Annotated in this window: 18 protein-coding genes and 2 pseudogenes; 13 read left to right on the top strand and 7 right to left on the bottom strand. The window is 37.2% G+C overall.

Annotated elements, in window-relative coordinates:
* Positions 1 to 14: 14 nt before the first annotated feature.
* Entirely contained in the window at positions 15 to 1,052 is a 1,038-nt protein-coding gene (gene argC / locus NST12_RS14390; protein ID WP_048624093.1) for an N-acetyl-gamma-glutamyl-phosphate reductase, read from the bottom strand.
* A 407-nt stretch (positions 1,053 to 1,459) separates the two neighbouring features.
* On the opposite strand from argC, the gene NST12_RS14385 reads away from it, so the two are divergent.
* Entirely contained in the window at positions 1,460 to 2,023 is a 564-nt protein-coding gene (locus NST12_RS14385) for a thioredoxin family protein (protein WP_341101672.1), read from the top strand.
* Positions 2,024 to 2,117: 94 nt separating this feature from the next.
* Here NST12_RS14385 and NST12_RS14380 read toward each other — a convergent pair whose 3' ends face one another.
* A complete protein-coding gene (locus NST12_RS14380; protein WP_048624092.1) occupies positions 2,118 to 2,561 on the bottom strand; it encodes a hypothetical protein in 444 nt (147 codons plus the stop codon).
* A gap of 785 nt (positions 2,562 to 3,346) precedes the next feature.
* Between NST12_RS14380 and NST12_RS14375 the strand changes: the two genes are divergently transcribed.
* From NST12_RS14375 to NST12_RS14360, 4 genes are all read left to right on the top strand, one after another.
* Positions 3,347 to 4,261, top strand: a complete 915-nt coding sequence (locus NST12_RS14375; RefSeq protein WP_341101667.1) for a diacylglycerol kinase — start codon at positions 3,347 to 3,349, stop codon at positions 4,259 to 4,261.
* 155 nt (positions 4,262 to 4,416) lie between these two features.
* Positions 4,417 to 5,805, top strand: a complete 1,389-nt coding sequence (gene rlmD, locus NST12_RS14370) for a 23S rRNA (uracil(1939)-C(5))-methyltransferase RlmD (protein WP_341101665.1) — start codon at positions 4,417 to 4,419, stop codon at positions 5,803 to 5,805.
* A gap of 546 nt (positions 5,806 to 6,351) precedes the next feature.
* Entirely contained in the window at positions 6,352 to 7,884 is a 1,533-nt protein-coding gene (locus NST12_RS14365; RefSeq protein WP_341030203.1) for a multicopper oxidase family protein, read from the top strand.
* 84 nt (positions 7,885 to 7,968) lie between these two features.
* Positions 7,969 to 8,250, top strand: coding sequence for a hypothetical protein (locus NST12_RS14360; protein WP_412678304.1), 282 nt, complete (start codon positions 7,969 to 7,971; stop codon positions 8,248 to 8,250).
* Positions 8,251 to 8,762: 512 nt separating this feature from the next.
* Here the strand turns inward: NST12_RS14360 and NST12_RS14355 are convergent.
* The gene (locus NST12_RS14355) at positions 8,763 to 8,981 is read right to left on the bottom strand and encodes a helix-turn-helix domain-containing protein (protein ID WP_341030202.1); all 219 of its coding nucleotides are present in this window, start codon (positions 8,979 to 8,981) and stop codon (positions 8,763 to 8,765) included.
* A gap of 107 nt (positions 8,982 to 9,088) precedes the next feature.
* Here NST12_RS14355 and NST12_RS14350 point away from each other — a divergent pair, with 107 nt between their 5' ends.
* From NST12_RS14350 to NST12_RS14335, 4 genes are all read left to right on the top strand, one after another.
* Positions 9,089 to 9,343 carry a helix-turn-helix domain-containing protein gene (locus NST12_RS14350; protein WP_341030201.1) on the top strand — a complete coding sequence of 85 codons (255 nt, stop codon included), beginning with the start codon at positions 9,089 to 9,091 and terminating at the stop codon, positions 9,341 to 9,343.
* An 18-nt stretch (positions 9,344 to 9,361) separates the two neighbouring features.
* Positions 9,362 to 9,541 carry a hypothetical protein gene (locus NST12_RS14345; protein ID WP_048624088.1) on the top strand — a complete coding sequence of 60 codons (180 nt, stop codon included), beginning with the start codon at positions 9,362 to 9,364 and terminating at the stop codon, positions 9,539 to 9,541.
* Positions 9,542 to 9,587: 46 nt separating this feature from the next.
* On the top strand, positions 9,588 to 11,090 hold the full coding sequence (locus tag NST12_RS14340) for an S-layer homology domain-containing protein (protein ID WP_341101659.1): 1,503 nt from the start codon (positions 9,588 to 9,590) through the stop codon (positions 11,088 to 11,090).
* Positions 11,091 to 11,164: 74 nt separating this feature from the next.
* Positions 11,165 to 11,314, top strand: a complete 150-nt coding sequence (locus NST12_RS14335; RefSeq protein ID WP_003354155.1) for a hypothetical protein — start codon at positions 11,165 to 11,167, stop codon at positions 11,312 to 11,314.
* 1,004 nt (positions 11,315 to 12,318) lie between these two features.
* Here the strand turns inward: NST12_RS14335 and NST12_RS14325 are convergent.
* From NST12_RS14325 to NST12_RS14315, 3 genes are read right to left on the bottom strand one after another with little or no spacing between them, the layout of a single operon-like run.
* On the bottom strand, positions 12,319 to 13,218 hold the full coding sequence (locus NST12_RS14325; RefSeq protein ID WP_341030196.1) for a hypothetical protein: 900 nt from the start codon (positions 13,216 to 13,218) through the stop codon (positions 12,319 to 12,321).
* Positions 13,196 to 14,008, bottom strand: coding sequence for an ImmA/IrrE family metallo-endopeptidase (locus NST12_RS14320; RefSeq protein ID WP_341030195.1), 813 nt, complete (start codon positions 14,006 to 14,008; stop codon positions 13,196 to 13,198). Before NST12_RS14320 ends, NST12_RS14325 begins: the two co-directional genes overlap by 23 nt.
* Positions 13,998 to 14,408 carry a hypothetical protein gene (locus NST12_RS14315; protein ID WP_328200868.1) on the bottom strand — a complete coding sequence of 137 codons (411 nt, stop codon included), beginning with the start codon at positions 14,406 to 14,408 and terminating at the stop codon, positions 13,998 to 14,000. Before NST12_RS14315 ends, NST12_RS14320 begins: the two co-directional genes overlap by 11 nt.
* Positions 14,409 to 14,633: 225 nt before the next feature.
* On the opposite strand from NST12_RS14315, the pseudogene rlmD (NST12_RS14310) reads away from it, so the two are divergent.
* The 4 genes and pseudogenes from rlmD (NST12_RS14310) to NST12_RS14295 form a co-directional block, all read left to right on the top strand.
* A pseudogene (gene rlmD, locus NST12_RS14310) lies at positions 14,634 to 15,236 on the top strand (23S rRNA (uracil(1939)-C(5))-methyltransferase RlmD); the annotation flags it as partial.
* Positions 15,237 to 16,116: 880 nt separating this feature from the next.
* The gene (locus NST12_RS14305) at positions 16,117 to 16,443 is read left to right on the top strand and encodes a tyrosine-type recombinase/integrase (RefSeq protein ID WP_244878017.1); all 327 of its coding nucleotides are present in this window, start codon (positions 16,117 to 16,119) and stop codon (positions 16,441 to 16,443) included.
* A 302-nt stretch (positions 16,444 to 16,745) separates the two neighbouring features.
* Positions 16,746 to 18,656 (top strand): hypothetical protein, encoded by a 1,911-nt coding sequence (locus tag NST12_RS14300; RefSeq protein ID WP_048624082.1) that lies wholly within the window; start codon positions 16,746 to 16,748, stop codon positions 18,654 to 18,656.
* Between the two features lie 175 nt (positions 18,657 to 18,831).
* Positions 18,832 to 19,287: a hypothetical protein gene (locus NST12_RS14295; protein WP_156179265.1), complete on the top strand. Its 456-nt coding sequence runs from the start codon at positions 18,832 to 18,834 to the stop codon at positions 19,285 to 19,287.
* Between the two features lie 410 nt (positions 19,288 to 19,697).
* Here the strand turns inward: NST12_RS14295 and NST12_RS17185 are convergent.
* Positions 19,698 to 20,171 (bottom strand): annotated as a pseudogene (locus NST12_RS17185) (ATP-binding protein).
* Positions 20,172 to 20,280 lie beyond the last annotated feature (109 nt).

Here is a 20,280-nt window from a genome sequence, read left to right as displayed (position 1 = left end):
CCTCCTGTTCATTTTCACGGGTATAAAGGAAAGCCTTTCAATCCGCTTGTTTCGTCAAATCCAAACATCAAATTTGCATTTTGAACCGCTTGACCCGCGGCTCCTTTCATTAAATTGTCAATAACCGAGACGATGGTGAGTCGGTTCGTTCGTTCATCCACGGCGACCCCGATGTCACAAAAGTTGGAACCAGCTGTTTCTTTCACACTTGGGAACGTACCAAGAGGACGAACGCGGACAAACCTTTCGTTCTTGTATGTTTCTTTGTACAATTCATATACTTGTTCGGATGTCGCTTCTTTGGCTAATGGAGCGTATATCGTGGCCATAATGCCTCTTGTAATCGGCAGCAAATGGGTTGAAAAGGTGATAGGTCCACTAGCCTTGTTCCAAAGTTCGAGCTGCTGTTCGATTTCAGGTATGTGTTGATGAGCATTGACTTTATAAATACGGAAGTTTTCATTCATTTCCGCGAAATGAACGTTCAAGGAAAGCCCTCTGCCCGCGCCGGAGACGCCGGATTTCGCGTCAACAATAATTTGCCGAACATCAATCCAATGTTCTTTGACGACGGGAGCGAGCCCCAGCAGTGTGGCGGTCGGATAGCAGCCCGGATTGGATAAAAGTTTCGCCTTTTTGATGGCTTCTCGGTTCCATTCGGTCAATCCGTACACCGCTTGTTCCAAATAGAAAGAATCCGCCGGTGTTTTCTTATACCAATTTTTATAATCTTCAGGATTTTTCAAGCGCAAATCGCCCGATAAATCGACTACTTTTACATCATTCTTCAATAGTTCGGGGACCAGTTTTGCTGATGCTCCCGAAGGAACAGCTAAAAAGACAACGTCTGCTTCTTCTGCGATCTGGTCAGGATCTAATTTCGTAAGCTCTAGATCACATATATCAGATAAATGCGGATATTCTGCAGAAATCGGAACGTGGTCTTTGCTTGAAGAATACATTTTATTCAATTTCAAATGGGGATGATGGATTAATAAGCGTATCAACTCGGCTCCTCCATAGCCGGAAGCACCGACAACGGCAGCTTTCATCAGAAACCTCCTGGATTGTATTTTTATTTATAAAATCTCATAATTATAAGTAATTTTTTATAATTATAGAATTGTATGAAGCACAAATCAACTGTTTTTTTCTTGGATGAGAAAAATCAGGCGCATGACAAAAATAAAATTTCGGTTCATTTAAGCAGCTAATACTCCAATCTTTTCTGTTTAAGACGTATTTTTTGCTTGATTGCACGGCCAACGCTTATTTCACCTTATGACTTGTTTTACGGATATGATTGTATATTTATTAATCATTTTGATAAAATATTCAGATTATTTCATCTGCTTTATAAGAGAAACTTATGAGTATAGCTTGAAGTTGTGCTAAAATAAAGGGAAAGTCAATATGCATCATTCATGTTTCCGGTTAAAGAAGAAACGGAGGAGTGTCGATGAATTTAGAGAAATGGTTTGAAAAAGGCATTACAGCAGAGCAATATGTCAAACAAATGGACGTAAACAAAGAAAACCTGCTTTCCATATACAAACAATTTACCATTCCGGAAGGGGAAGAGGATTTTATTAATGGTTTAAAAGAAAAAAAACTGCGCGTGATTGTGTTGACGGAAGACTGGTGCGGTGATTCGATGCTGAATGTTCCGATCTTGTTAAAGTTGGCGGAAGCCGCAGAGATGGACGTGCGCTTTTTGTATCGGGATGAAAATCTTGAACTGATGGATCAATATTTAACAAACGGCACAACAAGGTCGATCCCCATTTTCATTTTTTTGAACCAAGATGGAGAAGAGGAAGCTGTTTGGGGACCTAGAGCGTCAGAAATTCAGCAGCTTGTGATCGAAAAACGTTCGGCGCTTCCGCCAATGGATCATCCGGACTTTGAGAAAAAGCATGAAGAAATGCACCAACAATTAAAAAACAGCTATTTGGAAACTGAAGAATATTGGTATGAAGTTTTTGACAGCCTGAAAACAAGGTTGGCTGAACGATTGTTTTAAAGCAGAAAAAAAGGGCCGGTAAGAGAGCTAAGGGTTCTGTTTTCTTGACCATGCCGATACATGAAAGGGATTTCTTTGGCTTTTGAATCACCCGTCACTTGTCAGCATTTTTTTCGATCACGACGGCCGACGGTATTTCGTAGTCTTTATTCATGGGACGGGGCATTTTTATTTTGTATTCGCGCGGCAAGAGAATGGTATTGGAAATCTTTCCGTTTTGGACAAATATTAATAAATTAATATCGTCCCGGTTTGCTATACCAATATTTTGGATCTTTTTCCATTCCTGGCCGAGCACTTTTTTCTGTTCCTTTTCAACCGTATAGGGCGGGAAAAGAAAGACGTGGTCGAAATGCATATGTAAGTCTTTATTAAAATCGACGTAAACGGAATTTTGATCTTTTTTTTCTATTAAAGAAAGCATAGTAGTTTCCGGACTTTCGTTGCTGGCTCGATCGCTTTGCGTATGTCCAAATAAGAGAAGCGAAAACAACAGCAAGTAAATAGGCAAAACGATCCGCTTGGTTCGTTTCTTCATATATGAAACTCCTTTCAACGGAAAGGTTTCCCCCGAGCAAAGAAAGTAGAACCCTTCACCATAATACCATTGATTGCCACAGAATGTGTAACATTTTTGTAAATAAAAAGAAATCCGTGCCATGTTGAACATTATTGTTCTATTATTCTTCCTCCAATCAATGAAGGAATATGAAGAGAGTGAACGGTAAGATAGCCGGGCTAACTCGTAGGCATCTTGTTTTGGAATCATCCCTTTTTTTGTTCCCAATGCAACCCTTTCATCCATTGCAAATCCATCGTTGTTTGATCCAACAGAAAATAGGAAGAGATTTATTTGTCGCTCTGATGTACTGTTTTTCTTGAACGATAGACGAACGCCTTTTTTGATATTGTATTTTTCGTGCTTCAACTCGTTTATCCTTTTATTTTTATCCGCAGTGGCCCGCATTTGATATGCTGCCGCTTTTATCATCAACAGTCTTTATTTGAATATGGTTTTGCAAAAGATATACAGGCAGTTTACGCAGATAGAGATGGTAGGATGAGCGAGCGCAGGCGTATGTTAAGGAAAATCTATTTTATGTGAGAAGAATTTTTTGCGTCGTCCAGAGAAGTGAAAGGTTTCTAAATATTCCTTCGATGTTTGAAGAAAGTGGATAAGCATTTGCACTTAGAGCTGCCAGTTGAAAGGGATGGGGGTGAAAATGAAGGGGGTTACAAAATTGATTCCTTCGTCTTGATAGGCTATGATGTTAGAGGGTAAATGCAAACACATACGACTTTAACAGATTAGGATGGGGAGTTATGAAAAGAGCGAGAATTATTTATAATCCGACATCAGGACGCGAATTGTTTAAAAAACATTTGCCGCAAGTCTTGCAGAAGTTGGAAAATGCCGGTTATGAAACATCCGCTCATGCGACCACCGGTGAAGGCGATGCGATCAGAGCTGCCAAAATCGCGGTGGAACGACGTTATGACATTGTGGTGGCCGCAGGAGGAGACGGGACACTCAATGAAGTCGTAAACGGGTTAGCAGAGCAGGAATATCGGCCAAAACTTGGAGTTATTCCCATGGGAACGACCAATGACTTTGCCAGAGCTCTTCAAATACCGCGTGATATTGAAAAAGCCGTCGATATCATTGTGAAAGGCGATACGCTTCCGGTTGATATCGGACGGATGAATGACCGCTATTTTATTAATATTGCCGGCGGGGGCCGGCTGACAGAACTGACATATGAAGTGCCCAGCAAACTAAAGACGATGATGGGCCAGCTTGCTTATTATATCAAAGGAATTGAAATGCTTCCGTCGATAAAGGCGACGGAATTGACGATTGAATATGATGGAAAATTGTTTGAAGGCGAAGCCATGCTGTTTTTAATTGCCCTTACCAACTCAGTCGGCGGCTTCGAAAAACTGGCTCCCGATGCGTCCATCAATGACGGTCTCTTTACTATTTTAATTTTAAAGAAAACGAATTTAGCCGAACTTTTGCGAATTGCCACGCTGGCGCTGCGGGGAGAACATTTATCCGACGATCACGTCATTTATACGACAGCCAACCGGGTAAAAGTTCGTTCCTCTGAAAAAGTATTGATTAACTTGGATGGAGAATTAGGAGGAGAAGCACCAGCCGAATTTGAAAATCTTTATCGCCACTTGGACGTATTTGTACCCATTGAAAAAGTTCGTCCGCAAGATCGAGTGGATTGAGGTTGGCGAAAAGAATCTCATATAATGCGAATCCATTTTTAGATATTGGGGCAGGCTTAGGAAGCAAAGTCCGCCCTTTTGTTATGTGCACAAATCTAATCGGATATTGCAAATGGGAAATTGAGATACTGATTTTATAGGAGATACCAAAGAAGGTGATAGGTTTGGCGAAAGTACAAGCACCGGTTCAATTAAATGAAAAGATCGATGTTGTCTTTGATGATGTCACGCATGAAGGGCAAGGAGTGGCCAAGGTAGACAGCTATCCGTTGTTTGTTCCCGGAGCTCTGCAAGGAGAAAAGGGAACGATTCAAGTAACCAAAATCAATAAAAGCTACGGTTTTGGCAAAATCCTCGACATTTATGAAGAAAGCCCGGAACGCATGAATCCTCCGTGCCCGCTTTACCATGAATGCGGCGGCTGCCAGCTTCAGCATGTAAGCTATGAGGGGCAATTGAAAATAAAAGAAAAGCATGTGCAAGATTGCCTTGTGCGAATCGGAAAAATAACGGATGCGGAAGTCCTTCCGGCATTAGGAATGGAAACACCGTGGCATTACCGCAACAAGGCGCAAGTGCCGGTCGGTCAAAGAAACGGCAAGATCATTGCCGGTTTTTATAAAAAACGCAGCCACGAGATCATGGAAATGGACGCTTGCATCATTCAGCAAAAGCAAACCGACGAAACGATTCAAGCCGTAAAAGACATTTGCGCCCGCTATCGCATTCGTCCTTACGATGAGAAACAACATAAAGGCATACTCCGTCATATTATGGTCCGCTATGGCCGGACGAGCGGTGAGATCATGGTCGTCTTGATTACACGGACAAAAGACTTGCCGCATAAAAAGAAGATCGTACAAGAAATCAAAGCACGTGTGCCCGGGATCCGTTCGATTATTCAAAACGTCAACAGCAAGCGGACGAATGTCATTCTCGGCGACGAAACGATCGTTTTATGGGGACGGGATGTTATTTATGACTCGATCGGCGATGTTCAATTTGCCATTTCGGCCAAGTCCTTTTACCAAGTGAACCCTGAACAAACGAAAGTATTGTATGACAAGGCTTTGGAATATGCCGAATTAAAAGGCGATGAAACGGTCATCGACGCTTATTGCGGCATCGGCACTATTTCGTTGTTTCTAGCCAAAAAAGCGAAAAAAGTGTACGGCGTCGAAATCGTCCCCGAAGCGATTGAGGATGCGAAGAAAAATGCCGAACTAAACGGCATCACCAATGCCGAATTTGCGGCGGGGAAAGCGGAAGAAGTCATCCCGGAATGGTACCAAAGAGGAGTCAAAGCCGACGTTCTTGTCGTCGATCCCCCTCGCAAAGGATGCGACCCGGCTCTATTGGACACCATCCTGCAAATGAAACCAAAAAAAGTCGTCTACGTCTCCTGCAACCCCGCCACACTCGCCCGCGACCTCCGCATCCTCGAAGACGGCGGATACAAAACCACCAAAGTCCAACCCGTCGACATGTTCCCGCAGACAGGGCATGTGGAGGCAGTGGCGCAGATGGTGTTGAAGGAGAAATAAGCAGAGGAAGCCGGAAATCTGAAAAAGATTTTCGGTGTTCCATCTGCTTTTTTTCAATTCGCTCAATATCATCGATGTAGGATTTCAGGAGCCAATTCTTTGAAAAACCATAAAGGCTTCCAGTAACTGTTTTAATTCCTCAATGGCAAGTTCATCATGTGTTGTTTGAAGGGGATGCTGCCCATATGAAATAGGAAAGTGATTTGTTCGGCACTAGGTGGGATATAAAAGAAAGGCACTTTTAAATTTTAATGTTGATTTTTTTGTATGTCTTCTTCAACGAAACCCCCATTTGCACAATAAAAAAGGCGGCATCACTTATTGTAGTAGTACCCTTAGTTGAACAAGCGCCTATTCCAATGATTCAGAATAGTACGTACTATGTGTACAGCGACGAACTTCTCTTTTGTTTTCTTTGATTTTCTCGTGCAATCGCATTATTTGTCAACCGCAATAACCATTTGAATTTGTCATACAGGGCTTGAAATATTTATAACCTTTAGAAAGAAGATGCTTATAATCAGCAGGTTATAAAGGAGTGGAAATATGATTCTCTCCAAATTTGTAGATGAGCTCTCCATTCCCCCTGTTTTAAAACCTCGATGGAAAGATCGGTTTCATACTTATTATGAAGTGAATATGACGGAATTTAAACAGTCGCTCCATAGCGAATTAAACGATACAACTGTTTGGGGATATGAAGGCAGTTATCCAGGACCTACAATTGAAGTAGAAAGCGGAGAAAAAGTGTTTATTAAATGGATCAACAATCTTCCCGATAAGCATCTTTTGCCGGTAGACTATACGGTGCATGGTGCCCACATGGATGTCCCGGAAGTACGAACGGTGGTACACGTACATGGCGCTAGTGTTGAATGGGAAAGCGATGGCTACCCGGAGGCTTGGTTTACAAAGGGATTCAAACAAGTCGGTCCATATTTTAGAAAGCAAATATATCGATATGATAATGACGATCGAGCTTGCACCCTCTGGTATCATGACCATGCGCTTGGTATCACGAGGCTCAATGTGTATGCTGGATTGGCAGGATTCTATCTTATCAGAGATCATCGGGAACGTTTATTGAATTTACCAAGTGGGAAATATGAGGTCCCTCTTATGATACAAGACAAGACATTTAATAAAGATGGTTCTCTTTATTACCCGAAGCAACCAGAAAAACCAGTCCCGGAATTAGAAACGTCGATAGTTCCTGAATTTATTGGAGATACCATCTTGGTGAACGGAAAAGTATGGCCGTATCTAAAAGTGGAACCCCGTAAATATCGATTCAGGTTGTTAAATGCATCTAACACCCGTTTCTATAGGCTAAAGCTTGATTCGGGACAACTTTTTTATCAAATCGGAACGGATGGAGGATTCATGCAGCACCCGATAGGCGTCAAAGAAATCATGTTGGCACCTGCAGAACGAGCAGATGTGATCATTGATTTTACCAATCTTGAAGGCAAGAATATTATCATGACAAATGATGCCCCCGCGCCATTTCCAACCGGAGATCCACCAAATGAAAATACAGGTACTGTGATGCAGTTTAGAGTGACTCTTCCACTGTCAAGTGTTGATACGAGTGTTATTCCGGCTTATATGATGCCTCTTCCAAAAATAAAAGTACAGTCAGCTTCCAAGATACGATACCTAACATTAAATGATAATATGGATAAGTACGGTCGTGAATTCATGCTATTGGATAATAAACACTGGGATGCCCCCATAACAGAAAATCCAAAATTGGGATCAACTGAAATATGGTATCTAATTAACTTAACTACGGATACACACCCTATTCATCTTCACTTAATTGATTATCAAATATTAGACCGGAGAGATTTCGATGTAGAAAAGTATAAAAAGGAGAGAATGATCCATTATACGGGTCCGGCGATGCCTCCCGAACCACAAGAACAAGGATGGAAGGACACAGTAAGAGCTAATCCTAACCAAGTCACTCGAATTATCATGAAGTTTGGTCCTTATACAGGGTTGTATGTATGGCACTGTCATATCTTGGAGCACGAGGATTATGAGATGATGAGACCGTATATTGTTATCCGATAATAGACAGTTCTCCGTGAGTATGTACTTGAACTGTATCTATGCTCGTTAATCCTGTCGATAAAATCCTTTTCTCGGATGAAATGTATGGGTATCATTCAAAACGTCAACAGTAAGCGGATGAATGTCATTCCCGGAAAAAATATGAGGACGGGGTGCCATTTACGACTCGGCAAAGTTCAATTTGACATTTCGGACAAATCCTCTTACCAAGTGAATGCTGAACAAACGAAAGTATTGTATGACAAGGCTTTGGAATATGCCGAATTAAAAGGCGATGAAGCGGTCATCGACGCTTACTGCGGCGTCGCTTTTTTATTTCGATTCGATCAACTAAACTTCTTCAGCACGGTAATAAAGGATAGTTGATGGAAAAGAATCGCCAAGGAAAGCGCTTGACCGCTTTTTTTCATCAACTGGCTGGTCAGTAAGTTGAAGAAGGAGAAGGTTTGAGTGTATCCCATTCTAATTAACTTATTGCCAAATTCTATGCTAATAACAAAAATGGTGAAGAGACTTTAAACTTTATTATTAGAAAAGAGTATCAATTAATAAAAATATGAGAGTTTTATGAGATTTTCGTGCGACTTTTGTGCAACTTTCGTGAGATTTTTTTGATAGTTTTTTGCAATTTTTTTGATACTTTTTTGGTACGGAAAACAGAAAAAAATCTGCTATTATGATAGTGTGAGATAAAAAGGAGCATAGCTTAAAGGGCTATGTTCTTTTTTTATGCTAATCAAAAAGGGGATGATAAAAATGAAATGATTGATGATGTTTCAAAAAATGCAGTAAATTGCCGCAATGATTCTCAAACAGTTTCCGATTCAATTATGCATATTTCAAAGGAAGTAGCAACGGAGGGCTTGTTCCCTTCGTTGCTATTTTCGTGTTGGATCATCCGAACGTCCTGTGAGATAGTCGATGGATACATCGAAAAAATCGGCAAGAATAATAACTTTGGAAATCGGCATATCGCTTTTGTCACTTTCATAACGCTGTTCTTGCCTAGTGGTGATATTAAGTAATTTTGCAATGTCACTTTGAGTTAGCTCTTTTGAGACTCTTAATTCTTTAATTCTTTCGCCTAATGATGCCATAGAAAAATCCTCCGAAAAAATTGTTGACACGACATAAAACGTCGCATATATTGAACTTATAAAACGACATAAAATGTCGTTATAACATTGAAAATGAGTGGTGGTACATGACATATTTGAAAAAAATGCGTGAAAAGATGGATTTTACTCAAGAAGATGTGGCTCAAGCAATCGGAACCACGATCCGGCAATATCAACGGATAGAAGCCGGCTTGAGCTTCTGCAACCGAGAAAAACTCAACAAGTTGGAAGATTTCTTCCAACTTCCTCAACGAATTTTGTTTGCTCGGAATTATGAGGAGATTCCAAGTTATTATCGTGGGTTTCTCCTTAACTGTAAATATAAAGCATTGTTCAAATGAAAGAAAGGGGGGTTTTCGTTGGGTGGTTTGCATAACAAAACAAAATCAGTTCTTATAGAAGAATTGAAAAGGTTGCATTTTTACACCCATAAAGGCGAGCCTATTGAAAATTTATCTATCGATGAATTGAAACAGTTAGTAGCTACGGCCCGATTGAAAGAGGATTCAGTGGAACATATAACCAATATAGGTAGATAGTTGTGTATAATGAAATTAATGGTATCTTTTTAAGGAGGCGTTTGAATTGAAGAAAAAGAGTTTTGTAGGAGCTTTGGCATTTGCGACTTTTTTAACGGGTTCTATCCCTGCTGTTGGGGCGAGTGCAGCTAATACAGACTTTCGAGATGTTCCGAAAAGTTCATACGCTTATTCGGATATTGAGAAATTAGTAGAACGTGGTGTTGTCACTGGCTATTCTGATGGCAAATTTCATCCAGATGAAAAGGTAACAAGAGGACAATTTGCTGGCATGGTTGCTAGAGCGTTGAAGTTACCAAAGGGAACGAGTCGTTTCAAAGATGTTCCAGAATCGAAGGCACTTTATGATGAAATTAGTCGTGCTGCGAGTGCAGGAATTGTTAAGGGGACAGGTGGTAAATTTTATCCTGATCGTCCCGTAACACGCGCTGATATGGCCGTTATGTTAGATCGGGCCATGAATCTCAAAGGGAATTTCAAAGAAGAAGGAAATCTGAAATTTAAAGACAATGTTCCGGCCTATGCTTTAGAATCAGTCAAACGAATGGTCTTTTATGGCGTGATTCAAGGAAAAACAAACGGTACATTTGCTCCTAGTGAAGACGCCGACCGTGCTTCATCCAGCGTTTTGGTGAGCCGGATGCTGCAGGTTATCGAAAGAAATGAAACGAAACCAAGCAATCCAGGAAGTCCATCAACACCGGCGCCAACGAATCCAACTGAACCGAGCAATCCGACAGGTCCATCTACACCTACGAATCCTTCGGATACGGTTCCTGATTATGTCAATATGTCATTGAGTGAGCTTCACGCAAAATATGGAGACTGGACATTAGTTCGGAGAATTGATGGTATGGTGCCGGGAGGGGGCATTGTAGCAGATGTTGATTTGTTAAAAGATTTTTACAACGAACTACATCAATCAAAAGATGCCTATAAAAATCTTCCAGATCCTGAAACCTATTTAAAAAATGAAACACAGTCTTTACTATCTCAAAAAACGTTGATAAGCGCTCATTATCCAGACTATGAAATTATTTCATTCAACGGTAAGGCTTATAAGGATTCAGAAATTTATAATCCTCCTTTTCCGGAAGATCATCCGGTAACGGTTACTATGCCTTCTCAACCGAAAGAAGCAAATCAATATTGGATTGACTTGCATATTCCATATACTCAATTTGGTGTATACGGTCATGACAAAGTGACGGTTGGTCAAGTTCAACCAACCTATACAAAATCTGGTGTCGTGATGGTCGATGTCAAAGGTCTGTTTGCTCAAGTGCCAACTGTCACGGTGTCCAATGATGGCGAAACCGTTCAATATAACGGAACCACGATCAATCTCACGCCGGGAAGCAATGACATTCAAGTGAATGGGAAAAGCAAGACTTTATCCGTCAATGTAGAAGCGAAAAATGGAACCGTTTATGTCCCTGTGAGAGAGTTTGCAAAAGAATTAGGCTGGTATACTCGTTCGATTCCAGTAATGAAGCGATTAGACATTTCAACCTATCCATTACCGCAGTATGAGGGACTAACGGAATAAATATTTGTAAAACAAGAAGAGAGCATAGCCAAAGGGCTGTGTTCTTTTTTATTCCTTGAAAGGAGGTGTGATCCATGTCAGAAAACAAGGCGGTTATAATTTTAGTTGTGGTCACTGTCGTGTTTTTCGTGGTCATTGACACAGGAGTGACTCAACTGCTATTCAATAAAATTGGCGACCTTTTAACCACGATGGTTACGAATGTATTTTCCGGAGTGAATTGAACAAAGATCTTTCATTTGAAAGGTCTTGTTTTATTGCTCAAAAGAAGGGTAATGAAAATCCGGGCAAAAAAACGGATCGAGTTAAAGGGTATGAGGGTAGAGCTAAAAGTATCCTTGATGCTCAAGGGATTGATTATTATGAATTGGTTACACAAGCGACATCAACAATTGGTTGAATAGGTGGTGATTACCAATTGGTGGTCTTGACCCGCAAGCAGAGAATGAGGCATTTTCCGAGTTTTTATCCAATGAACCACTTAACTTTAACCAAAGTCATTTTTTTAAATGAATTGTCGATTACATTGTCAATAACGGAGTCATGGATAAAAAAGTGCTGCAGGAATAACATTTTAATGTGTAGGAAAAGCATTGTAGACTCATTTAAAGAAAAACAGAATGACGTAAGGAAAATCATTGGCATTATTGACGAGATTAACAAGAACTCTGGGGATATTGTCAGGGCCTAGCTGAATATTTTACGCTTAACTATTAAAGGCGTCTTAAGGGTTTTTATAGCCACTCTTAGATGCCTTTTTCATTAGTAAAATGGAAGATATATGTTTATAAAATAAAGGATATGGAAATGTTAAAGGAACTGGGTGTTTACGATCAAATTTATAAATTTATAGAGAAAATTGAGCAGATCTACTCACGATTTTTAAAGAAAGACTTTTCACTCATAAATTGAACAATTATAAATAGGTGATCTTTTTATGAATTATTGTATTGCCAAATACGGCTGCATCAATATTCCATTATTTGCTGATCGGCTTTAAAGATAGGCTTATTCCTTGTTTTTAAAAGAAAATATAATTAAAGATAAAACAAAAGGGCTGTCCTTAATGAACTGCTCCCTGTCATGTGGAGTGCTTGGAGAGATTGTATTGAGAGAAAATTAAGCAGAGGGAGCCGGAAATCCGTAAAGATTTTCGGAGCTCCCTCTGCTTTTATTCGATTAGCCGATGAAGAAATTCAGGTATTGCCTCTTTAAAGGACAGGAACTTTTAAAATTGTATTTTGATTATTTGTTGGCTAATCCATTCAACCAAATTTTGGTTAGAGATTGGTGTATGGAAAGAGGTTCCGTTCAAACTATATAGGATATTTCTTGATTGATTACGATTACTTTTTTCAATCAAATCGATCAACTCTTCTTTACTTAAATCAGCTTGATGAAAAAGAGAAAGAATTAAGGATTCATAGGACATGAATTGATACAATTGAATAAAGTCAAAAGTATTATCGATATTAATTAATTCCATTAACCTCTCATTGTTTAAAAATGTCCTAAAGGGTCCATAAATTCCCTTTTCATCTTCACTGACGATATAAACAGGACCGAAATACAAGCTCAATAATGCAAGGGAAAAAATAGTGATAAAACGTTCGCCGGCATTTTTTCCATTGGCAATAATACAACCAATTAATGTTTCTAAAGCAGCTTCAGAATGAGAATCGATTTCTTTAATGGAATCACGTATTGTTTGATTTGTTCTTACAGCTTCTAAAGATATGTTTTTCAATATATTGAATGCGGCTTCTTTTGTGCCAATCATATCCCTTAATAATTCAAATATGATTTGTAAATCTGCTACGTATATTTCATGCTCTGTAGATAGAATTCGAAATAATTCATAATAGTATTTTTCAAATGCCTTTTCATCGGGTAAGTTTTTTGAGGCTTCTTCAAGAATGATGTCTGGAATGAGAATGATTTTAGATAGTTGAAATCCCTTTTGTATAATAAAAGGATTACACACAGCGTCCTTCCTTAGCTTTGACAGCATCATATTATCCATAATATACAGTGCTTGATTGGCGTATAAAGATTTTTTTAGGCTATCCAAATGAAATTGGATAAAAGGTTTTATGGGACGGATCTTAGGATTTTCGATAACCTTCATTTTCACTTTCGCCCGCTAACTCTTTTCGCCAATCTAGCACTAATTGATATAATTTTTTATATTTATTGATGATGGATTGATAGTCTTCTTCATTTAGGTTTTTTTCCGCTTTTGATATCAAGTTTTTATAATCGTCAATTTTAATTTTATTGCTAGCTGCAAATAATGTACGGTCTATTTCATCAGGCAGGTTATTTTTATAATCATAATCAATAATATCTTTAGCTTCATCAATGGTAATGAATTGATTTTGAGCCAGTTTTATTACGATTGCCTTATAAGGAACTTCAAAAACAGGAATTAAATGAACTGCAATGTCGGTTAAACTAAGACTGCTATCCTTTTTTAAAGATAGATATTTCCGATTTAAAATATGATCATTAATTAGAATTTCACCTGCAAAAAGATTTGGCAGTCTCTCCTTTTCATCAAAAATACTGTCTATCTGAACAAAATTTTCTTCTTTTTTCTTCACCTTATCTTTATCAAAATAAAAGTGATAGAACTCATGCGCCCACATAAAGTTCTCATAAATTTTAGGTTGTGCTGTGTTGATTTGTATATAAAAATCCTGATTGTAATAAAAAACTAAACCACCATAATCTGAATTTTTAATGGGAAATTCTAATACACGTGCGTTTTCATATAAATAAGTTTTAATGAATTCTAAAGGCTTAGATGCGATAAGAGGATCACCGGAAGACTTTAACATCTCAATTTTTGATTTCACTTCAGGCAAATAATCTCGGTTAAAATTGACTACTTTTTCTATATTCTCTTTATTGATCACGATGTTCTCCTCCAAACATAACTGGTGAATGAGACAAAGGTTTGAGAACATCAATCAATTCTACAAATTCTCTAAAAACTTTCATCCCTTCTTTAAATGCTTCATTCACTTCCCCATTTAAAGACAGTGCAGCAAAATCCATAAAATTTTGTTCTTCCATTTTTTCATTGACACCTTTAGGCAAATCCATTTCTTTACGATGAAAATAAAACGGATCTTTAATTCTAAACAGCTTTAACATTTTCTCCTCAAATTGATCCACATTTCCTTCACCTTTAAGAAATCTATAAAAAGCACCTTTGCTTATTCCTAATCGATCTATAACCCAGTTATGTTTAATACCTTTCGCATCTAAATATTTCCTTATATTTTCTCCAATTATTTTTTTGGCCTCGCTCATCATCACACCTCCAAGTCTTTTGGTATTCATTTTGTATACTTCTATATATTATTATACGCAATAAACGTAAAAAAGTACATTATGTTAGACGAAATAGTGCACGTTTTAAATACTATTATAAGATGAAGATGGGAACCATAAAAAGTCCGTACTTCAGCTAAAGCTTCTCCATTCTGAAGTTATTATTAACTTCTATCGGTAACAATATGAATTGTCTACACTCTCGGCGACGAAACGATCGTTTTATGGGGACGGGATGTCATTTATGACTCGATCGGCGACGTTCAATTTGCCATTTCGGCCAAGTCGTTTTACCAAGTCAACCCAGAACAAACGAAAGTATTGTATGACAAGGCTTTGGAATATGCCGAATTAAAAGGCGATGAAACGGTCATCGACGCTTATTGCGGCATCGGCACCATTTCGTTGTTTTTAGCGAAAAACGCGAAAAAAGTGTACGGCGTCGAAATCGTGCCGGAAGCGATTGAAAAAAAGAAAAACGCCGAACGAAACGGCATCACCAATGCCGAATTTGAGGCAGGAAAAGCAGAAGAAGTCATTCCAGAATGGTACAAAAGAGGAATCAAAGCCGACGTTCTAGTTGTCGATCCCCCTAGAAAAGGATGCGACCCAGTTCTATTAGAAACCATCCTTCAAATAAAACCAAAAAAAGTCGTCTACGTCTCCTGCAACCCCGCCACACTCGCCCGCGACCTCCGAATCCTCGAAGACGGCGGATACAAAACCCTCAAACTCCAACCCGTCGACAAGTTTCCGCAAACAAGGCATGTGGAGGCCGAGGCGGAGATAGTGTTGAGGGGAAATTAAGTAGAAGGAGCCGAAAATCAGTAAAAGATTTTCGGTGTTCCATCTGCTTTTATTTCGATTCGGTCGATGAACCGCGAGCGATAGCACTTTAAAGGATAAGAACTCTTCGAAGTTTTTCTTCAACTCTCAAAAAAGACAGAAGGCTAAGGCATTTCTCTATCTCTATCCATCTTCGACAAATTTTGAGGCGTGACAGGCACAGATCTCAGGACTAGGTTTGACACATTCGCCTTTACAATAAGGGCATTGTCATTTCACTACACGATCTTCCTCTAAGCTATATATCCCGATTTTTCGAGGGCTGTAAGTCGCATTGTAATGATGTTGGTCTTCCTCTGGTATTGGATCACCTTGAAGACAGGATTCGTAATGTGGACGGGTATTTCAAGTCATCAACCAAATTGACCACTACTTTACTCAAAAGGATTTAACAAAAGAATCAGAGAGTATAGTACATGAATCCATATTGAGAGGGAGATGAGCATATTTCAAAAAATGTCCGATTTTACCGGAAAATCTAATAGAATATACCGGTTATTTAAAACTTCAATGCAAACGAAAACCTTCCAACATTTATAAATATATTGCCGCATTAAAGGTATTCTTTGCATTTTTGCTTTCTAGAGGGATCATTAAAGACAATCTGATGGCACGTATCAAAATCGAAAAATTGGAATATGCTAATGGGGCTAATCAAATAAAATGGCTTACAAAAGAAGAACTAGACCGATTCATTGGTTATGTACAATTGGAGCCAAACGAATTCAAACGGCTGTGCAAATGCCATGATCGACTTAATGCTGGATGCAGGACTTCGGGTAAATGAGGTTGCTCCATTAGAAATAAACGACATCATATCTAAAGATAAAGGTGTTCAAGTGTGATCACTCGGGAAAGCAAGGGGAATAAGTTTGCCACTATATTACTGGTTCAAAAGCACGCCAGAAATTTACGTAAATGGCTGAAGTATCGAAAAAATTTAGAAATGTACATACATAAAGAATCCACACGGTTATTTGTATCCGAGCGTTCCCCATTTTTATCCGAGCTAGGAATTCAAAAAATGCTGACTAAATACGCACGTCTTGCCAATATGGAGAACAATACTCCACACCGCTTTCGACATAGCTTCTGTAAGAACTTGGCCAATGCCGGAACGCCGATTGAAACTATTCGGAAATTTGCACGACATGAAAGATTCAAATAACAGTGATATATGTTGACTCATTATAGGAAGAACAGTTGGAGGCGTTGAGGAGGATATATTAATATTTGGTTTCAGTGAATAAAAATAATATATAATACTAAAGGACATAGCATAATAAGGGAATCAAAACTTTGACCCATTTCATTATGCCATGTCCGATATTTGCAATATTATCTTATTCAACATCTTATAAATTTATTCTTCATTTTAATACTATATTTTTTATCTGTATTTGTCAATGTAATTTTTTGTAGAAATTTATGGTATACTTTAAAAAAATCAATTAGGTTGAGGGGAAAGAAGTGTCAGAAGAAAAGTTGTTAGGTGGTCAACGTTATTTTATTAGTAAGATCATGGAGTATTTTAATTATTCTAAATCCCAACAATCTCAAATGTTTACAAAAGCCTTACAGGAAAAGAGATATGATAGCATAACATTAATGTTTAGCGAATTTTTGGAAATTGAGCAAGATATTAGGGAAGGAACTAGTGATAAAACTAAATTAAAACATAGTTTAATCAGTTCAATGAAAAGTATTTTATTTCATTGTAAACAGAATCCTTTATTAATAAAGGGAGAGTTAGCCAGGGATATAAGTTTTCTAGTTAAGAGAATTCAGGAATTTTTAAATGAAGGAGAAAAAGAAAAAGTAGATCAAGAGAAATTAAATACTATACGTATTTCAATTTCTAGTTTAGTAAAAAGATATGATTCTGAAAGTTTAATTGAAGAATATATTGATTTAATTTTAGAGGTTCCATTATCCTACAAAGAGATCGATTTAATAGTCCAGTATTTTATTAGTGAGTTATTAAATTTAGGATATTCGTTTAAATATCTGAGTGAATGGAAACAAAGTTACAAAGAATTATATCAATACATAAAAGATTTGGATAGAGAAGAATTGAGTAAGGCTCTATTAGCGTTTAAAGATTTGATTAAAGAACCTACTAAGTATTCTATAATTATAAATAGTTGGTTACCGGATGAATTAAAAAATGAGTTGGAAACGGAAGGATGTATTAATTTAAAATATAGGTATTGTAGACTGAATGAAAGTGAAGAGTATATCATTCGTGAAAGAAAAGATAAACTCCATTTTCGACAATCTGATAAATATCATAATTTAAAAGTCGAAGTTGTTGCTTATGATAAATATAAGGCTATAGAAAAAGTAGTTAAAAACTTAGAAAGTTATCTTGGAATGTATAAACATTATTATAATTTTGATAAAGTTGCGGTCAATGTACAATGTCTTTTATCAAATGGTTATAATGAATGGGTACAAATGAGAACTGATAATACTGACGCACAAATTTTTAATAATAGTATAAGTGCCAGAGAAAATGAAGACATTAAAGATTTTTTACTTTTAAGAGATAAAGTGAGAAAAGAAAATGGCCGTATTACAACTAGTATTAAGCAATTGAATAATTCACTTGAAATGCTAAAGAAGTCTATTGAAACATCACCAGAAAATCGATTACTCAATAATTGGTCCAGCCTTGAATATCTTTTAAATTCCTATGAGGGGAAAAGTATAATTAGTAAAATAATAGATATAGTGCCTAAAGTGATTAGTTTATATCTTGTAAAAGAGCGGCTTAATATATTTTGGGAGAGACTTTTAGCAAATAAGAGATTTCATGAAATAAATATAGTAAAAGAATTATTTTTTAAATGTTCTAAAGAAGAAGGAAAATACGATAAAAATAAGTTAGTAGATTTTTTAGGAGAAGAAGATAATATTAAAAGTTTATTTGAAAGTTTAGAAAAGGATGTAGTAATGCATAGAGAGATTGCTTTTATAAGAGAGGTTTTAACAGATTTAAGTAAACTTTTGAGAAATATCGAGAATTTACATGAACTGATTGAACATGATTTAACGCGCATATATAGAGTACGTAACAAATTAGTTCATTCTAATAACAACATCTTATTTAATAATATCGATATATTTACAATCCGTTTAAATAAATATATTAATTCTTTAATTGGAACTATTATACATTATCTAAAAAGACGTCCTGATCTACAAATATCTGAAGTATTAAATTCAATACATGAAACTTATGAATGGTATAAGAATTTTCTGAAAAGTGAGAGTGAAAAAACTAAAGCTATTAAGAAAGCAAAAGAGGAAGGCAAAGAAACGGGTAAGATAAGCATAGATATAAAAACAGCATCGTTTCCACCGTATTTATACATGTAGGTTGCAAATATAAAAACTTCAATTGATGGACAGTTCAATAAATTTTTAAACCAATACTATTTAGCGAGGAAGCAAATTATTTTTATGGAAAATGAAGAGTATGTAGCAAGATAAGTAATATAAATGAAAATTATTTGGAATAATTCGGAAAGCAAAGAGGTGAAGTTAATTGAACATGGTTAGAGTATTTGAAGAACAAGTTATTAAGATAACAGAACAAAAATTGAACGAAACATTAGAGAAGTTGAAGGGAGATAAGTTACTTCAGCGGAAATTCAGGGAATTGACTGATATTTCGGCAACATTAAAAAGGCTTGACGTAATTATAAAAGAAAGTTCAAGTTTGGATAGTAGGGGAAAATGGATAGAAAAAAGAGATAAACTTATGGAGAAACGTGATGAAATATACTTTAAGATAGAAAACGAAGGATTTGAACGTGAGTGGATAATAACAATTGTTAAGTATGAAAGTGAAAACTTAGAAAAAGTTCTAAATGATGCAAGGGAAAGTGCAAGAAAGAAATATTTTTGGGATGCAAGTTTTGATGATATTGATATATTTGATAAACGATGGGAGCTTGTAGAACAACAAATAAAACAAGCCAAAATGAATTATTTAGAAGGTGTATAGTAAGCAAAATGCAAGATTAGTCTTCTTACCTCCTAGTCTCTTTTTTTTCTCCTATGTAACCCCAAAATAAACAATTGCTAGTTAAAATAAACTCTTGCTATTCCGACTCTGATTTCGTTAAAAAAATCATTTGCGATTTCGGTTTTTTTCATGCCAATCCCTTGTCCCATCATTCTTTTCTCAATTTTCTCTTCTCTCCAAATATAAGCAAAACTATTTTTTAATGCGAAAAAAGAGGCGAAAAAACGGTCATTTTTGCATCAAAAATTGTCCGAAATTAGGTTTCTATAGCCAAACTGTATTTTAACTCGAACTTAAGAATGCGGGGTTGGGGCGGGGGACAACAACGATTGAAAATTCCCCAATTTCAACAAAATGAAATTCCCCATTTTGAACGTTTAATTCGATAACTAGGAAGGAAAAAGGCCTGCTTTTTTCTTTTCTCGGAGGCGGTAAGAATCGCCTTTGATGTTAAAGGTAATGGGGTGATGTAATAGACGATCTAAAATGGCTGTTGCTAATGATCGTCGCCGAATACTTTTCCCCATTTGAGATAGGATTTATTCGATGTAAGAATCATCGTTCCTTGTTCATATCATTTCGATTATGATTTAAAAAAACACATTCTCCGTTAGTTCATCAAAAGGGGATATCCTACCTCATCTATAAAGTATGTCTGGGCGACTCCAATGATTGACTAAACGTTCGAGAGTCCCTTTTTCGTTTGCCTTTCGGCGTTCTGCCACTAAATCGTCTAAAGCGGTGTATTCTTGAGTAATGGCTTCAATCGAAAAGGAAATGGCTAAATGTGTTTTTCCAACGCCCGGTGGTCCAAGAAAAATAGATTTTCTCCGTGGGCAAAACCGACATTTTGATAGTGTCATTGTGAAGAACGTTTATTTATTCAATGCGTACTATTCCTTTATATAGTTCATGTACACAGAAAAAATTTTTGGTTGTTGCTGCACATATAAAAGAAAACGATTGACGCGC

It is taken from the genome of Bacillus sp. FSL W8-1127 (assembly GCF_038006725.1).
Lineage (GTDB): Bacteria > Bacillota > Bacilli > Bacillales > DSM-4216 > Bacillus_O > Bacillus_O smithii.
The sequence above is the reverse complement of the archived record's forward strand: the minus strand, read 5'-3'. Positions and strand labels throughout refer to the sequence as shown.

Excerpts from the sequence above, each read along its gene's own strand:
- argC (WP_048624093.1), bottom strand. The coding sequence starts at position 1,052 with ATGAAAGCTGCCGTTGTCGGTGCTTCCGGCTATGGAGGAGCCGAGTTG.
- NST12_RS14295 (WP_156179265.1), top strand. The coding sequence starts at position 18,832 with ATGGTTAGAGTATTTGAAGAACAAGTTATTAAGATAACAGAACAAAAA.
- NST12_RS14325 (WP_341030196.1), bottom strand. The coding sequence starts at position 13,218 with ATGAAGGTTATCGAAAATCCTAAGATCCGTCCCATAAAACCTTTTATC.
- NST12_RS14355 (WP_341030202.1), bottom strand. The coding sequence starts at position 8,981 with ATGGCATCATTAGGCGAAAGAATTAAAGAATTAAGAGTCTCAAAAGAG.
- NST12_RS14365 (WP_341030203.1), top strand. The coding sequence starts at position 6,352 with ATGATTCTCTCCAAATTTGTAGATGAGCTCTCCATTCCCCCTGTTTTA.
- NST12_RS14335 (WP_003354155.1), top strand. The coding sequence starts at position 11,165 with ATGTCAGAAAACAAGGCGGTTATAATTTTAGTTGTGGTCACTGTCGTG.
- NST12_RS14380 (WP_048624092.1), bottom strand. The coding sequence starts at position 2,561 with ATGAAGAAACGAACCAAGCGGATCGTTTTGCCTATTTACTTGCTGTTG.
- NST12_RS14385 (WP_341101672.1), top strand. The coding sequence starts at position 1,460 with ATGAATTTAGAGAAATGGTTTGAAAAAGGCATTACAGCAGAGCAATAT.
- NST12_RS14375 (WP_341101667.1), top strand. The coding sequence starts at position 3,347 with ATGAAAAGAGCGAGAATTATTTATAATCCGACATCAGGACGCGAATTG.
- NST12_RS14360 (WP_412678304.1), top strand. The coding sequence starts at position 7,969 with ATGGGTATCATTCAAAACGTCAACAGTAAGCGGATGAATGTCATTCCC.
- NST12_RS14315 (WP_328200868.1), bottom strand. The coding sequence starts at position 14,408 with ATGAGCGAGGCCAAAAAAATAATTGGAGAAAATATAAGGAAATATTTA.
- NST12_RS14350 (WP_341030201.1), top strand. The coding sequence starts at position 9,089 with ATGACATATTTGAAAAAAATGCGTGAAAAGATGGATTTTACTCAAGAA.